General features: G+C 65.5%; 11 protein-coding genes. 9 read left to right on the forward strand and 2 right to left on the reverse strand.

Annotated features, from left to right (window positions below; translation table 11 throughout):
• Window positions 1–56 precede the first annotated feature (56 nt).
• The 5 genes from dusB to ntrX all read left to right on the forward strand — a co-directional run bounded on the left by dusB (window position 57) and on the right by ntrX (window position 7,279).
• A complete protein-coding gene (dusB, locus tag DAEP_RS0104670; protein WP_027243842.1) occupies window positions 57–1,043 on the forward strand; it encodes a tRNA dihydrouridine synthase DusB in 987 nt (328 codons plus the stop codon).
• Window positions 1,040–2,119, forward strand: a complete 1,080-nt coding sequence (locus tag DAEP_RS0104675) for a two-component system sensor histidine kinase NtrB (RefSeq protein ID WP_008557094.1) — start codon at window positions 1,040–1,042, stop codon at window positions 2,117–2,119. The genes dusB and DAEP_RS0104675 overlap by 4 nt, the downstream gene beginning before the upstream one ends.
• Window positions 2,120–2,122: 3 nt before the next feature.
• A complete protein-coding gene (locus tag DAEP_RS0104680) occupies window positions 2,123–3,490 on the forward strand; it encodes a response regulator (protein WP_008557115.1) in 1,368 nt (455 codons plus the stop codon).
• A gap of 100 nt (window positions 3,491–3,590) precedes the next feature.
• Window positions 3,591–5,873: a sensor histidine kinase NtrY-like gene (locus tag DAEP_RS0104685; protein ID WP_027243843.1), complete on the forward strand. Its 2,283-nt coding sequence runs from the start codon at window positions 3,591–3,593 to the stop codon at window positions 5,871–5,873.
• Entirely contained in the window at window positions 5,870–7,279 is a 1,410-nt protein-coding gene (gene ntrX / locus DAEP_RS0104690) for a nitrogen assimilation response regulator NtrX (RefSeq protein WP_008555559.1), read from the forward strand. The genes DAEP_RS0104685 and ntrX overlap by 4 nt, the downstream gene beginning before the upstream one ends.
• A 42-nt stretch (window positions 7,280–7,321) precedes the next feature.
• Here ntrX and DAEP_RS0104695 read toward each other — a convergent pair whose 3' ends face one another.
• Window positions 7,322–9,649, reverse strand: coding sequence for a caspase family protein (locus tag DAEP_RS0104695; RefSeq protein ID WP_027243844.1), 2,328 nt, complete (start codon window positions 9,647–9,649; stop codon window positions 7,322–7,324).
• Window positions 9,650–10,099: 450 nt separating this feature from the next.
• Window positions 10,100–10,570, reverse strand: a complete 471-nt coding sequence (locus tag DAEP_RS0104700; protein ID WP_027243845.1) for a hypothetical protein — start codon at window positions 10,568–10,570, stop codon at window positions 10,100–10,102.
• Between the two features lie 113 nt (window positions 10,571–10,683).
• Between DAEP_RS0104700 and trkA the strand changes: the two genes are divergently transcribed.
• The 4 genes from trkA (at window position 10,684) to hflX (ending at window position 15,229) form a co-directional block, all read left to right on the forward strand.
• Complete coding sequence (gene trkA / locus DAEP_RS0104705) at window positions 10,684–12,060, forward strand: Trk system potassium transporter TrkA (RefSeq protein WP_008556063.1); 1,377 nt, start codon at window positions 10,684–10,686, stop codon at window positions 12,058–12,060.
• Window position 12,061: 1 nt separating this feature from the next.
• Complete coding sequence (locus DAEP_RS0104710) at window positions 12,062–13,597, forward strand: TrkH family potassium uptake protein (protein WP_008554524.1); 1,536 nt, start codon at window positions 12,062–12,064, stop codon at window positions 13,595–13,597.
• Between the two features lie 121 nt (window positions 13,598–13,718).
• On the forward strand, window positions 13,719–13,958 hold the full coding sequence (gene hfq, locus DAEP_RS0104715) for an RNA chaperone Hfq (RefSeq protein WP_005611588.1): 240 nt from the start codon (window positions 13,719–13,721) through the stop codon (window positions 13,956–13,958).
• On the forward strand, window positions 13,958–15,229 hold the full coding sequence (gene hflX, locus DAEP_RS0104720; protein WP_008554120.1) for a GTPase HflX: 1,272 nt from the start codon (window positions 13,958–13,960) through the stop codon (window positions 15,227–15,229). Before hfq ends, hflX begins: the two co-directional genes overlap by 1 nt.
• Window positions 15,230–15,270: the final 41 nt, after the last annotated feature.

The raw sequence follows: 15,270 nt of genomic DNA on the forward strand, positions 1-15,270 counted from the left end.
TGCTGCATAGCAGGGACTTCGGATAAAAAAGCTTCAGTTGCACAAGGATTAGGCAGTTGTCCTTCACGCTTGGAACCACCTCCATGTCTCCGCCGATTGCATTGGCGCCGATGGCCGGAATCACCGACCGTCCGTTCCGGGATCTGGTCCGCTCCTTCGGGGTGGGGCTGATGGTGAGCGAGATGGTGGCCAGCCAGGAAATGGTGCAGGCCAAGCCCGGCGTGCGGGAACGCGCCGAGCTGAGCGCCGATGTGGAGAACACCGCGGTTCAGCTTGCAGGGCGCGAGGAATACTGGATTGCCGAGGCCGCCAAGCAGGTCGCGGGGCAGGGCGCACGGATCATCGACATCAACATGGGCTGCCCGGCCAAAAAAGTGACCAACGGCTATTCCGGCTCAGCCCTGCTGAAGACGCCGGACCACGCGCTGCGGCTGATCGAGGCGGTGGTCGGCGCGGTGGATGTGCCGGTGACGCTGAAGACCCGGCTGGGCTGGGACGATAACTGCCTGAACGCCCCGGATGTGGCGCGCCGCGCGGCGGAGGCCGGGGTGCAGATGGTGACGATCCACGGCCGCACCCGCTGCCAGTTCTACAAGGGGTCGGCGGATTGGGCGGCGATCCGGTCCGTGAAGGACGCGGTGAACGTGCCGGTGCTGGCCAATGGCGATATCGTGGACACGGCCTCTGCCAGGCAGGCGCTGGAGCGGTCGGGCGCAGACGGCGTGATGATCGGGCGCGGCGCCGAAGGCAAGCCGTGGCTGCTGGCCGAGGTGGCGCATCATCTGTGGGGCACCCCGGCGCCGGACGTGCCGGAGGGCGGCGCGCTGATCGAAATGGTTTCAGAGCATTACAAGGCAATGCTTACCTTCTACGGAACGGACCTGGGCGTGCGCGTCGCGCGCAAGCATCTGGGCTGGTACATGGATGAGGCCGGAACCGGCCCGGCAATGCGCCGCGCGGTTCTGACGGAGAAAGACCCGGCAGAAGTCCTGGCCTTGCTGCCCGAGGCGCTGAGCGCGCGGGATGCGGAGGCCGCCGCATGATGGACAGCGCCGCCCTCTGGGCCTCTCTTCCGGTGCCTGCGTTCCTGATCGACGCCTGGGACAAGATCGCGGATGTGAACGCGGCCGGAGAAGGGTTCTTGAACACCTCCCGCAAGGCGCTGCTGGGCCAGCCGGTCTGGGACACGCTGGCGATTGACGCGCCGATCGAGGAGGCTTTTGCCCGTGCCCGGGTGCAGGGCACGCCGCTGTTCGTGAATGACATCGACGTGGGTTCCGGCAGCCGGGCGCCTTTGCAATGCGGGGTGCAGATCGCCTCGCTGCAGGGGCAGGAGGGGGTGATGCTGCTGATGGTCACCCCGCGCGAGCTGGCCGGGCGGATGACCCAGACCCATTCCGCCAAATCCGCCGCCGCATCGGCCATCGGCATGGCAGAGATGCTGGCGCATGAGATCAAGAACCCGCTGGCAGGGATCACCGGGGCGGCGCAGCTCCTCAGCATGGGGCTGGGACCGGAGGATCTGGAGCTGACCGACCTGATCGTCAGCGAAAGCCGCCGTATCGTGAAGCTGCTGGAGCAGGTGGAGCAGTTTGGCAACCTGACGGAACCGGAGTTCAAGCCGGTGAACCTGCATGACGTGCTGGACCGGGCGCGCCGCTCGGCGCTGCTGGGGTTTGGCGCCCATATGACCATCACCGAAGGCTATGACCCGTCGCTGCCGATGGCCTGGGGCGATGCGGACCAGCTTTTGCAGGTGGTGCTGAACCTGCTGAAGAACGCCTCGGAAGCGGCTGATCCCAAAGGCGGACATATCCACATCCGCACCTTTTACGAACATTCCTTCAGGCTGCGCCGCAGTGACGGAACCGGCAAACTGCTGCCCCTTCAGATCGAGATCATCGACGACGGGCCGGGGCTGCCGGAGAATATCAAGGACGACATTTTCGACCCGTTTGTATCGGGCCGGGAGAATGGCACCGGGCTGGGCCTTGCTTTGGTGAGCAAGATCGTCTCGGAGCATAATGGCTGGATCTCGGTAAGCTCGGTTCCCGGGCGTACGGTGTTCCGGCTGTCGCTGTCGCGCGTGCCGCGTGACGCAAAACCGCAGGAGAGCTGATTAATGGACGGCACCGTTCTGGTCGCTGACGACGACCGCACCATCCGCACCGTTCTGACCCAGGCGCTGACCCGTGCAGGCTGCAAGGTGCATGCGACCTCCTCGCTGACCACGCTGATGCGCTGGGTGGGCGAGGGCAAGGGCGACGTTGTGATTTCGGATGTGATGATGCCGGACGGGAACGGGCTGGAGATGCTGCCCAAGATCCAGGCGGACCGGCCCGGGCTGCCGGTGATCGTGATCTCGGCGCAGAACACCATCATGACGGCGATCAAGGCCGAAGAGGCGGAGGCCTATGACTACCTCCCCAAACCCTTTGACCTGCCGGAGCTGATGAAGCGCACCGCCAAGGCGCTGTCGGCCAAGCGGGTGGCGCCGGCGGCCGCCAAGGGCGAAGTGCGGGAACGCCCGGAGGAGCTGCCGCTGATTGGCCGCAGCGAGGTGATGCAGACGCTGTACCGGCTGATTGCACGGGTGATGAACACCGATCTTCCGCTGCTGATCACGGGTGAAAGCGGGACGGGCAAGTCTCTGATTGCGCAGGCTATTCACGATTTCTCAGATCGCCGGACCCTGCCGTTTGTGCATGCCGACGCCGCCAGCCTGATTGAGCTGGAAGGCCCCGCGCGGCTGCTGGCGCAAGCAAAGGGCGGCACGCTGGTGATTGATGAGCTGGCCGACCTGCCGGAAGAGGCGCAGGCGCGGCTGGTGCGGATGATGGACAGCCCCGGCGACCATGCGCCGCGCTTCATCGCCTCCAGTCAGAAGGACCTGGCGGCGGCGATGGAGGCAGGCGCGCTGCGTCAGGACCTGTATTACCGGATCTGCGGCACCGCGCTGCATGTGCCGGCCCTGCGCGAGCGGGTGGAGGATATCCCGCTGCTGTCGGAGCATTTCCTGATCCGGTCCGAGAACGAGGGTGCGCCGCACCGGATGCTGAGCGAGGGCGCGCGCGAGGTGCTGCGGCATTTCGGCTGGCCGGGCAACGTGCGGCAGCTGGAGAACGCGGTGCGCCGCCTGGCGCTGACCGCCCGCGGCGAGGAGATCACCCAGGCCGATGCCGCCGCCGTGCTGGGACCGCAGACAGGTCCGGAGCCTGCGGTGGCCGGCCTGTCCAGCGAGAAACTGTCCGAATCCGTCGGCCGCCACCTGCAGCGGTACTTCGATCTGCACGGCGACATGCTGCCGCCGCCGGGCCTGTACATGCGGCTGCTGCGCGAGGTGGAGACGCCATTGATCGAAATTGCGCTGACAGCGACAGGCGGCAATCAGGCAAAATGCGCCGAGCTGCTGGGCATCAACCGCAATACCTTGCGTAAGAAGATCACCGATCTGGATATAGAGGTGACACGCCGCCGCAAACTGATGTAATATCGCCACAGAAATGTGGCTTTGCCGTGAAATTCCTAGGCAGGGCCACGAGATATGGCGGTGACTCGCAAAGAGTCGCACATCAGGATGAGGGCAGTGGGTGGCGTATAAGTCACATCTGAGGGCGGCATACGGGCCAGTTGCGGCCATTGACCGGTGGCGGAAGACCCGCCGCGCCCGCAATATCGGCACCATCGGCCTGGTTCTGCTGGGGCCGGTGCTTGCCTTGGCGACATTCCTTATCATTGGCCCGCTGGGGCAGGGGGCGTCCTCGCGGTCGCTGCGGCTGATCCTGCTGGCGGATCTGGTCTATATCCTCACCATCGCGGCGCTGGTGATGGCGCAGATCGTGCGCCTGTTTGCGGCGCGGCGCTCGAAATCGGCCGGCTCCCGCCTGCATTTGCGGCTGATCGGGGCGTTCGGCTTTCTGGCGCTGATCCCCACGGTCATCGTCGCGGTTTTTGCGGTGCTGACGGTGAATGTCGGGCTGGAGGGCTGGTTTTCGCAGCGGGTGCGCCAGGTGATCGGCAGCTCGCTGGCCGCCGCAGAAGCGTATCAGGCACAGCAGAAGGGCGATCTGAGCGAAGATGCGCGGGCGCTTGCGCGCTATCTGGACGGCAGCCGCGCCCGCAGTTTCTTCATCAACGACGCTGAGCTGCGGCAGGTGCTGGCACAGGGCCAGCTGCAGATCCAGCGCGGCCTGCGCGAGGCTTATATCCTCGACAGCGGCGGGCAGATCCGGGCGCGCGGCGAACGCTCCTATGAGTTTGATTTCGAACGGCCCGACAGCCGCCAGCTGGAAGCGGCCCGTCAGGACGGCATGCTGCTGATCGAGGATTGGGACAACAGCGAGTTTCGCGCCCTGGTGCAGCTGGACGCCTTTGTCGACCGGTTTCTGTACATCAGCCGCGATGTGGACGGGGAACTGCTGAACCTGCTGGATGACACCCAGGAAACCGCCCATCTTTACCAGCAGCTGGAAAGCGAGCGCGGCCGGGTGCTGTTTGAATTTGCGCTGCTTTATATCGGGTTCGCGGTGATCCTGATCTTGGCGGCGATGTGGCTGGGCATGTGGTTTGCCGAGCGGCTGTCGCGCCCGGTCGGGCGGCTGACGGTTGCGGCGCAGCGGGTCGGCGCCGGCGATCTGGACGTGCAGGTTCCGGTCGATGACGGCGGCGACGAGATTTCCCAGCTGGGCCAGTATTTCAACCAGATGACCCGCGAGCTGAAGGGACAGCGCAGCCGCCTGCTGGACAACGCCCGGCAGATCGAACGCCGCCGCCGCCTGTTTGACTCGGTGCTGTCGTCGGTGACGTCCGGGGTTGTGGGGCTGGACGCTGACGGGCGGGTGACCTTCGTGAACCGCTCTGCCGAACGGCTTCTGGACTGGCAGGAGGACCAGCAATTGCTGGCGCTGGCGGTGGCGGTGCCGGAATTCGGGCCGCTGTTTTCTGAACTCATCGAAACCGGCGCCGAAGTGGTTCAGGAGGAAGTCAAGGTGACCCGCCAGGGCCGGCTGGAAAACCTGCTGGTCCGGATGTCGCCGCGCCGGTCCGAAGAGGGCGGCCTGGAGGGCTATGTGGTGGCCTTTGACGATGTGACCGATCTGGTCAGCGCGCAGCGGATGGCGGCCTGGGGCGATGTGGCCCGCCGCATCGCGCATGAGATCAAGAACCCGCTGACCCCGATCCAGCTGAGCGCGGAGCGGATCAAGCGCAAGTTCGCGCCGAAGCTGGGCGAGGAAAACAGCGATCAGCTGCAATCCATGACCGATGTGATCGTGCGCCAAACCAACGATCTGCGCCGGATCGTCGACGAGTTTTCAAAATTCGCCCGCATGCCGGAACCGGAGCGGCGCGAGGAGGATCTGGTGAAACTGGTGCGGGACGCGGTCATCCTGCAGCAGCAGGGCCAGCCGGATGTCCGGATCACGGCGGAGCTGCCACAGGAGCAGATGCCCTCGGATCTGGATGCAACGATGATTGGCCAGGCGCTGACCAATCTGATCAAGAACGCGGGCGAGGCCATCGAAAGCCTGCAAAACAAGGGCGCTCCGGACGGTCTGGTGCCGGAGATCCGTGTGGCGGCGGAGAAGACGGGCAGCTTCTACGAAATCCGCATCGCCGACAATGGCATCGGTCTGCCCGAAGACCGGGCGCGGCTGTTTGAGCCTTACGTGACCACGCGCGACGCGGGCACCGGGCTGGGGCTGCCGATCGTCAAGAAAATCATCGAAGAGCACGGGGGCACGCTGACGCTGGAAGATGCCCCGGTGTTCGAGGGACACGCGCATAACGGCGCAATGGCGGTGATCCGCTTGCCCGCCGCAGCCAAAAAAGCGGCGGCGCCTAACAAGAGCACAGTGAAAGCAGGTCTGACATGAGTGACATTCTGATTGTAGATGATGAGCGGGATATCCGTGAGCTGATCTCGGACATTCTGGAGGACGAGGGCTATGCCACCCGCAAGGCCGGCAGTTCGGATGAATGCATGGCCCGGCTGGAAGAGGCCAAGCCCGCGCTGATGATCCTGGATATCTGGCTGAAGGACAGCCAGATGGATGGCATCGATATCTTGAAGACGGTCAAACGGGACACGCCGGACATTCCGGTGGTGATCATTTCCGGCCACGGCAATATCGAAATCGCTGTCGCCGCGATCAAGCAAGGCGCCTATGACTTCATCGAGAAGCCCTTTAACATCGACCAGCTGATGGTGGTGATCCGCCGCGCGATGGAAACCTCGCGCCTGCGCCGCGAAAACTCCGACCTCAAGCGCAAGGAGACCGGCCCGGCGGATATGATCGGCACCTCCGCCGCGTTCCGCACCCTGCTGGGCCAGCTGGACAAGGTGACCAAATCCAACGGCCGGGTGATGCTGACCGGTCCGGCCGGCAGCGGCAAGGAGATTGCGGCGCGCTACATCCACGCCAATTCGAACCGTGCGTCGGCGCCGTTCATCACCGTGAACTGCGCCAGTATCGAACCGGACCGGATGGAGGACGTTCTGTTCGGCCGCGAGTCCTCCGAGCGCGGGGTGGAGCCGGGCCTCCTGGAGCAGGCGCATGGCGGCGTGGTGTTCTTTGATGAGGTGGCGGACATGCCGCTGGGCACCCAGTCCAAGATCCTGCGGGTGCTGGTGGATCAGCAGTTCCAGCGGGTCGGCGGCTCGGACAAGATCCGCGTCGATCTGCGGGTGGTGTCCTCCACCAACAGGGATCTGGATGCGGAGATCGACGCCGGCACCTTCCGGCAGGAGCTGTATCACCGCCTGAACGTGGTGCCGGTTGCGGTGCCGTCGCTGGCGGACCGGCGCGAGGATATTCCGCTGCTGGCCAATTATTTCATCTCCCAGTTCAACGAGGCCCAGGGCCTGCCGCTGCGCGAGCTGACCGAGGAGGCTGTGGCGCTGATGCAGACGATGCCGTGGCCGGGCAACGTGCGCCAGCTCAAGAACCTGGTGGAGCGGGTGCTGATCCTGGGCGACGGCAGCGGCCCGATCGAGGCCAAGGACCTGCCGCGCGAAGAGGAAAAGACCGAAGAGGAAGGCCGGGTGGTGCTGTCCGGTGCGCTGGCAACCCTGCCGCTGCGCGAGGCGCGGGAGGCGTTCGAGCGGGAGTACCTGCTGACCCAGATCAACCGCTTTGGCGGCAATATCAGCCGCACCGCGTCGTTTGTCGGCATGGAGCGTTCGGCGCTGCACCGCAAGCTGAAGTCGCTGGGGGTGGTGACCTCCAACAAGGCAGGCGCCCGGGTGGCGCATGTCGAAACCGAGGAAGAACAGGCCTGACCGGGCTGCCGGTGCGCCCGCACATGCCGGGCGCAGGCAGGATCAGAACAGGTCCTGGCGGATCGGGTTCATTGCAAAGTGGATCTGCGCGGCCAGCCGCAGCCGGCTGACCGGATCCTCGGGAACGATGGCGGGCAGGCCAGCCTCCCGCGCGTGGTTCTCAAGCTCCTTGCGCGACGCCGGGCCGAACTGCCCGTCGACCGCAATGCCAGCGCCAAGCTGGCGCAGGATATACTGGGTGCCCGCAGCGACGTCCCGTTCCGGCATGGCGGACAGCAGCTCTTGCGCGGCGGCGCGGGCGTCCGGGTCGTTCAGCGCCATCGCCTTGCCTGCCCGCGCGGCGGCGGCGTGTGCGGGAACACGGTCCGCAAGCCTGTTGAGGGCAACCCAGGCGCCATTGGCGCCGCCCCACGCATCGCCGCGGGACAATCCCATGTCATACCATTCCAGCGCCTCAGCCGCGTCCCGTCCGGGCAGGTCGCCGCCCATGATCAAGCGGCCGATCTCTGCCGGGGCGTGCGGATGGCCCAGTTGCGCCGCTTCGGCAAACAGCGCCCGGGCCTTTTCCTTGTCGATAGGCTTGCCCGCGCCGCCATCGCGGTAGACATAGCCGAGGTTGGCGGTGCCGTAGATGTCGCCGCGCCCCGCCGAGGCCTCCAGATAGGACAGCCCGCGTTCCGGCTGCGCCAGCTCATCGCCGCTCCACAGGAAGAACACGCCCAGCTCGTTCATCGAATAGGTATGGCCCAGCTCCACCGCGCGGCTGAGCAGGTCGAAGCCGCGCTGCTTTTCCTCGGGCGTGCTGCTCTTGCGCAAAAGCCGCTTGCCGCGGGCGTGCATCGAGAAGGGGTCGCCCGCCTCGATCCCCTTGTCCCACAAGGCAAAGGCCTTGTCCTGGTCATAGGGGATCGGCACGGTTTCGCGGTCGACATTCGGAGTGACGTGAAGATAGGCCACCGCGTTGTAGGCGCGCACATGACCGAGGTCCGAAGCCTTTTCAAAGGCGTCGTAGGCCTCAGTCAGGCGGCCCTGACCCTGCAGCGCGCGGCCCAGCTGGTAATGCAGCCGCCCCAGGTCCGGCGCGGCCTGCACCGCTTCGCGGCAGGCGGCCTCTGCCGCCTTCAGATCAATCTCATTGGGATAGCGGTAGAGGCCAACCCCTTGGAGATCCAGCAAATCCCCGGCTTCCAGATCGCACTGGCGGGCCACGATTTCCAGGTTGACGGTCACGTCGCGCACCGCGCCTGCTTGCGCGAGGCGCAGCACCATCCGGTCCTTGCGCACCTGGCCGCCGTCTTGGCGCGCGGGAAGTTCCGCCAGTTTGGGCGCATAGCTGAGGCTGAGCGCGCTGCCGTCTCCCGCTTGCAGCGAGGTGACGCCGGAGGAGGGCGATTCCACGATTGTCACCGTGGTGCCCGCGCGCACATACGGGCGGATTTCCGGCGCCAGCTCCAGCGAGCGGCCAAGCGGGATTTTCACCGATAGCTGATCCGGCAGCTGGTCCAGGCTGGCCGGCGCGGTTTCGGGCGCAGCCTTGGCGACGTTCAGCGACCGGTCCGCCGGGCGCAGGTAGATCTTCTGCATCAGCGTCGAGCTTTCCCAGGGCACCTGGGTGTTGCCGGTTGTGCTGTAGACATCGCCGCGGATCGCGGCCAGCACCGTCATCGCGTCCTCCTCCGGGCGGTCGGGGAAGTGGCGCACGACCGAGGCCGTGTAGGGGCTGTTGCCGCCCGGCTCGCCATCCAGCGCGGTGGCGCCGGGGGAGGTGGAGAAGGCCACCAGCGTGTTCAGCGGCGGGCGGAAAACGTCAAACCCTTCGCGCGCCTCATAGAGCTGGGCGCCAACCTCGGCGCTGAGTTTGGCGTCGGGCACCGGGTTGTCGCGGCAGGAATCCAGCATCAGGATCTGGCTGCCCGCCTTGCCGCCCAGAATGGCCGACACACGGTCCAGCGTGACCGACTGGAAGGGCAGGTCGTGAATGCCAGTCAGCTCCGCATCGCTGGTCAGCAGGTAGTTGCGCCGCCCCAGCTGGATGCCGTGGCCCGCGTAATAAAAGAACACCTGGCTGCCGTCGCGAATGTTGAGCGCGGCCTGGCGCAGCAGCGCCTCAAACCCGCGCTTGTCGAGGTCATAGCCTTCAAAAACGGTATAGCCGAAGGACCTGAGCATCTCCGCCACTGCCCGGGCATCGTTGCGGGTATTGGTCAGGTCGGTGACGTGGTCATAATCCTGAATGCCGATCACGATGGCGGTTTCGGGAGCGGACGCCCGCTCGCTGGTTTCATAGGCGGCCTGCGCCGGGGCCGCGGGCAGCAGCGCCGCGCAAGCCAACGCCGCGGGGAAGAATGATCTGGAAGGCAGGGCTGTCATGACAGTGTCCCCGGGTTAACCCCAGCCCCCGCCGCCGCCAGACCCGCCGCCGCCTCCACCGCCTCCGCCGGCTCCAGCACCGCCGCCGCCGGGCGGGCCAACCGGTTCAGGTTCCGGCGCGGGCGCTTGAGCTGGAACGGCGGCCGGAGCGGGTGCCGGCGCCGGTGCGCGGTAGGTTGCGGGCGCGCTGTAAGTCGCGGGCGCCGGAGCCGGAGCGGTTACGGCGGTTGGCGGCGGAGCGATGGGCGTTGTGGGCTCGCAGGCTGCGGTGACAGCGGCGACGGGCAGCGCGGCAAACAGGAAATGTATCCGCATCGGGTACCTTTCTCTCGGAAAATACTGGTCAACAAACAATCCGGTAAACAGCTTACTTGATATGGCGGTGCAAATCAAAGTTAAGCCGCGGATGCCGCGCCCCGGAATCCGGCCGAAACGGCCAGCTGTGCAAGATCAGCCGCCGGGGCGGATGATGATGCTGCCATCCCGGTTGCGCTGCGCGCAGGCGGCTTCGGTCAGCGGCGCCAGCCGCGCGCCGCGCGGCACCACCGGGGCGGTCCGCCGGGTGCAGCGTTTCAGGGCGATCTGCTGATAGCCCTTGGCCGCCATGCAGGACCTTTCCAGCCGCTTGCGCAGCGGCTTGTTCACATCCACGGTGTAGATGCTGCCCTCCATCCAGTAGCCGGGGTGGTAATAGCAGTCGCCGCCGTGGCAGACCTTGCGCCCGGGGTAGAAGACGGGCGGGTGCTGGCGGATTTCATTGGCGACCGGCGCGTCTTTCAGGGCCTGGGCCTGGCAGATGAGTTCATCGGAGCGCAGGCGGGACACCTCAGCACCCTGCCGGTAGTAGACCGGAAGCGGGCCGCAGGCGGCGGCGCCCAGCAGCAGGACGAGGCCCGCCAGGATGGACAGATTTCTGCGCATGGGGAAATAATGGCTGCAATCAGAGGAAGTTACAATTAATTTGACCGTGAAAGCGGCTTCTGTCATTCACGTCGGGCAAAACTCCGCCGGAAATTCCGCCAAGGGATACGCGTATGAAAGTCATTATCTGCGGTGCGGGCCAGGTCGGCTGGCAGATCGCCCGGCACCTGTCCGGCGAGCACAATGACGTCACCGTTGTCGACAACAATGCGGAGCTGGTGCGCCGCGCCACCGACACGCTGGACGTGCAGGGCATTCACGGCTTCGCCTCCTACCCGGATGTGCTGGAGCGGGCCGGGGCGCGGGATGCGGATATGATCATCGCCGCCACCCATTCGGACGAGGTCAATATGGTGACCTGCCAGGTGGCGCATTCCGTGTTCAAGGTTCAGCGCAAGATCGCCCGGCTGCGCGCCAAAAGCTATCTGACGGCGATCTATTCCGATCTCTACCAGCGCGAGCATCTGCCGATTGACGTGGTGATCAGCCCGGAGCGCGAGGTCGCCGCGGCAGCGATGCTGCGGCTGTCTGCGCCGGCCGCCTTTGATACCGAAACCTTCATGGGCGGGATGGCGCAGCTTCTTGGCATCCAGATCGACGCCGACTGCCCGGTGGTGAACACGCCGCTGCGGCAGCTGACCGATCTGTTCTCGACGCTGCGGGCGATCGTGGTCGGGGTGCGCCGCGACGGCACCCTGTTTGCGCCGGAACCGGGCGATCAGCTGTTCGTGGGCGACAGCTGCTATGTGTTCTGCCACGTGGACGACGTGCCCCGCACCATCGAGGTGTTCGGCAAGCACGAGAAACGCCAGGACCGGGTGGTCGTGGTCGGCGGCGGCAACGTCGGGCTGGAAGTGGCCAAGGCGCTGGAGAGCAGCACCTCCCGGATCCGGGCCAAGGTGATCGAGCGGGACCGAAGATGCGCGGAACGCGCCGCTGAGGAGCTGGAGCGCACCATCGTGCTGCACGGCGACGGCCTGGACCGGGCGCTGCTGATCGAGGCGGGCATCGACAAGGCCGATGCGCTGCTGGCGGTCACTGATGACGACAAGACCAACATGCTGGCCGCCGTGCGCGCCAAGGCCGAGGGCTGCCCGCTGGCGATTGCGCTGATCAACGACCCCACCCTGGTGCCGCTGCTGCCGCACCTGGGCATCGACGCCTATATCAACCCGCGCTCCACCACCGTCAGCTCGATTCTGCGCCACATCCGTTATGGCCGGGTGCGGCAGGTCTATTCGCTGGGCGACGCCGAGGCGGAGATGATCGAGGCCGAAGTGCTGTCGACCTCGCCGATTTCCGGCCAGCTGATCCGGGACACCGACTTCCCCGAAGGCGTTCTGGTTGGCGGGGTGCTGAAGAACGGCGAGATGATGCGCCCCTCCGGCGAGATGCGGATCGAGAAGGGCGACGTGATCGCGCTCTTTGCCATGGCGGATGACGTGCCGGAGGTCGAGCGCCTGCTGCAGGTGTCGATCGACTACTTCTAAGATGCGCCGCCCGGTCCAAGCCCCCATCGGCGTGCTGCGCCTGCCGCTGTTCTTGCTGATCTGCGGCACCGCCTCGCTGGCGATGTGGCTGCCTGCCGTGCATGCGCTGGTGCTGGATGACCACCAGACCTCGCGCAGTTTTTTCTATGCCGGGCTTGCAGGGATCATCCTGGTGGTGCTGATTGCCCTGTCGATGGGCAACCGGGTGCCGCGCTACAGCATGCCCGGCCAGCTGCTGTCGCTGCTGGCAACCTTTGCCGTTTTGCCGCTGTTCCTGGCGGTGCCGGTGCAGGATGCGCTGGTGGACACCCGCTTTTTGAATGCCTACTTCGATATGGTCAGCGCGATCACCACCACCGGTGCCGATATCTGGGCGGATCCGGGGCGGCTGCCGCCCAGCGTGCATTTGTGGCGGGCCATTGTCGGCTGGCTGGGCGGGCTGCTGATGTGGATCGCCGCCTCTGCGGTGCTGGCACCGATGTCGCTTGGCGGCTTCGAAGTCACCGCTAAGGGCGGGCCGGGCGGCGGCGCTGCCGTGCCCATCCACATGGAGCGGGCCGATCCGCGCCGCCAGTTGGTGCTGGTCACCAGCACGCTGGCGCCGGTTTACGCGGGGCTGACGCTGGTGCTGTGGATGCTGCTGATCATCACCGGCGAGGAGGCGCTGGCGGGGCTGAGCCACGCCATGTCGGTGATGGCCACCTCGGGCATCTCCGCAACCGGCGGGGTCGAGAACGCCGCCAGCGGCATTGCCGGCGAAATGGTGATGTTCCTGTTCATGTTCTTTGCTCTGTCCCGGCTGACATTTTCCAGCGATACCGTGACGGCGGGCCAGGGGCGTCTGGACAAGGATCCGGAGTTCCGCACCGGTCTGCTGATCGTCTTCGGGGTGCCGCTGCTGTTGTTCCTGCGCCATTGGGTGGCCGCCTATGAGGTGGACGCCGGCGAGGATCTGCTGCAAGCGCTGCACGCGCTGTGGGGGACGCTGTTCACGGTGATGTCTTTCCTGTCGACCACCGGGTTCGAAAGCGTCCACTGGGAGGCGGCGCGTTCCTGGTCGGGGCTGGAAACCCCCGGCATGATCCTTCTGGGGCTGGCGGTGTTCGGCGGCGGCGTCGCCACCACCGCTGGCGGGGTCAAACTGCTGCGGGTCTATGCGCTTTACCTCAACGGGCTGCGCGAGATGGAGCGGCTGGTTCATCCCAGCTCTGTCAGCGGCGAAGGCGACCGCACCAAGCGGCTGCAGAAGAACGGCGCCTTTGTGGCCTGGGTGTTCTTCATGCTGTTTGCCCTGTCACTGGCGCTGATCAGCACGGCGCTGGCCGCGGTCGGCAATGATTTCGAGCAGTCGATCGTGCTGGCCATTGCTTCGCTTGCGACCACCGGCCCGCTGACCGAAAGTGCCGCGAGCGAGCCGATTGTGCTCAACCTGCTCACCACTCCGGCGAAGCTGATCCTGTGCATTGCCATGGTGCTGGGGCGGCTGGAGACGCTGGCCTTCATTGCGCTGCTGTCCCCGAACCTGTGGCGCAGTTGACAGCCGCTGTCCGGATGGACGTGTTTTTCGGTGGAAACTTGTATTTTCTCCGTTCATAGTGGTTCTTAACGTGCGTGCTGGTCCGCAGCACGTGGCAAGAACAAAGGCGAGATAATAAAAAATGGCTTCGGACAGACAGAATCTTCAGGATGCCTTCCTGAATCACGTTCGCAAAACCAAGGTTCCGGTTACAATCTTTCTGATCAACGGGGTTAAACTGCAGGGTGTGATCACCTGGTTCGACAATTTCTGTGTGCTGCTGCGCCGCGACGGACAGTCGCAGCTGGTCTACAAACACGCGATTTCGACCATCATGCCGGCCCAGCCGATCAGTCTCTATGAGGGTGAAGACTCCAATTGATGGAGCATGAAAGGAAGCAGACCCGCGCCTGGGTTCTGCATCCGGAAATCAAATCCGACAGTGGGCGCCGCGACCCGGCTCCCGCGCTTGAGGAAGCCGTTGCGCTGGCAGCGGCCTTGCCCGATCTTGACGTGGTCGGCTCCAACGTCGTGCGCCTGCCCAAGGCGCACGCTGGAATGCTGTTCGGCTCTGGCAAGATCGAAGAGCTGGCGGGCATCCTGAAGGCGAATGAGATCGAACTGGTCCTGATTGACGGGCCGGTTTCCCCCGTGCAGCAGCGCAACCTGGAGAAGGCCTGGAAGGTCAAGATCCTCGACCGGACCGGGCTGATCCTGGAGATCTTCTCGGACCGGGCGGCGACCCGCGAAGGGGTGCTGCAGGTCGAGATGGCGGCGCTCAGCTACCAGCGGACGCGGCTGGTGCGGGCCTGGACCCACCTGGAGCGCCAGCGCGGCGGACTGGGCTTTGTCGGCGGACCCGGCGAAACCCAGATCGAAGCCGACCGGCGCGCCATTGACGACCAGCTGGTGCGGCTGCGCCGCCAGCTGGACAAGGTGGTGAAAACCCGGACCCTGCACCGCGCCTCGCGCGCCAAGGTGCCTTATCCGATTGTTGCGCTGGTGGGGTACACCAACGCCGGAAAGTCGACGTTGTTCAACCGCCTGACGGGGGCAGAGGTGATGGCCAAGGACATGCTCTTTGCCACCCTGGACCCGACGATGCGGCGGGTGGAGCTGCCGGACGGGCCGGAGATCATCCTGTCCGACACCGTGGGCTTCATCTCGAACCTGCCGACGGAACTGGTTGCCGCCTTCCGCGCCACTCTGGAAGAGGTGCTGGCCGCCGACGTGATCCTGCATGTGCGCGACATCAGCCACCACGACAGCAAGCAGCAGGCGGAAGACGTCGAGGCGATCCTGGCCTCGCTGGGCGTGGACGAAAACCGCGTCCGGATCGAGGTCTGGAACAAGCTGGATCAGCTGCCTGAGGAAGAGGCCGAAGCCCGCCGCCAGCGCGCAGAGCGCGAAGACGGCATCCATGCGATTTCGGCTCTGACCGGCGAGGGGCTGGATGGCCTGCTGGCTGACATCGCAGAAAAGCTGCAGGGCGTCCGCCACGAGGAAGTCCTGACCCTGACCTTCGCCCAGGGCAAGCAGCGCGCTTGGCTCTTCAAGGAAGATCTGGTGCAGCAGGAGAAGCAGACCGAGACCGGGTTTGACGTCACCGTGCTGTGGACCGACCGGCAGAAGGCCAAGTTCGACAGGCTTTGAAACGGACTTTGATGCACGAAAAGAAAACGGGCGCCGCAGCG

Origin of the sequence: Leisingera daeponensis DSM 23529, from assembly GCF_000473145.1 — a bacterium.
Taxonomy (GTDB): Bacteria; Pseudomonadota; Alphaproteobacteria; order Rhodobacterales; family Rhodobacteraceae; genus Leisingera; species Leisingera daeponensis.

What these genes read in the sequence shown, in the direction of transcription:
- DAEP_RS0104695 (WP_027243844.1), bottom strand. Translation starts at nt 9,649, where the DNA reads ATGACAGCCCTGCCTTCCAGATCATTCTTCCCCGCGGCGTTGGCTTGC.
- hfq (WP_005611588.1), top strand. Translation starts at nt 13,719, where the DNA reads ATGGCTTCGGACAGACAGAATCTTCAGGATGCCTTCCTGAATCACGTT.
- ntrX (WP_008555559.1), top strand. Translation starts at nt 5,870, where the DNA reads ATGAGTGACATTCTGATTGTAGATGATGAGCGGGATATCCGTGAGCTG.
- trkA (WP_008556063.1), top strand. Translation starts at nt 10,684, where the DNA reads ATGAAAGTCATTATCTGCGGTGCGGGCCAGGTCGGCTGGCAGATCGCC.
- hflX (WP_008554120.1), top strand. Translation starts at nt 13,958, where the DNA reads ATGGAGCATGAAAGGAAGCAGACCCGCGCCTGGGTTCTGCATCCGGAA.
- DAEP_RS0104700 (WP_027243845.1), bottom strand. Translation starts at nt 10,570, where the DNA reads ATGCGCAGAAATCTGTCCATCCTGGCGGGCCTCGTCCTGCTGCTGGGC.
- DAEP_RS0104675 (WP_008557094.1), top strand. Translation starts at nt 1,040, where the DNA reads ATGATGGACAGCGCCGCCCTCTGGGCCTCTCTTCCGGTGCCTGCGTTC.
- DAEP_RS0104710 (WP_008554524.1), top strand. Translation starts at nt 12,062, where the DNA reads ATGCGCCGCCCGGTCCAAGCCCCCATCGGCGTGCTGCGCCTGCCGCTG.
- DAEP_RS0104680 (WP_008557115.1), top strand. Translation starts at nt 2,123, where the DNA reads ATGGACGGCACCGTTCTGGTCGCTGACGACGACCGCACCATCCGCACC.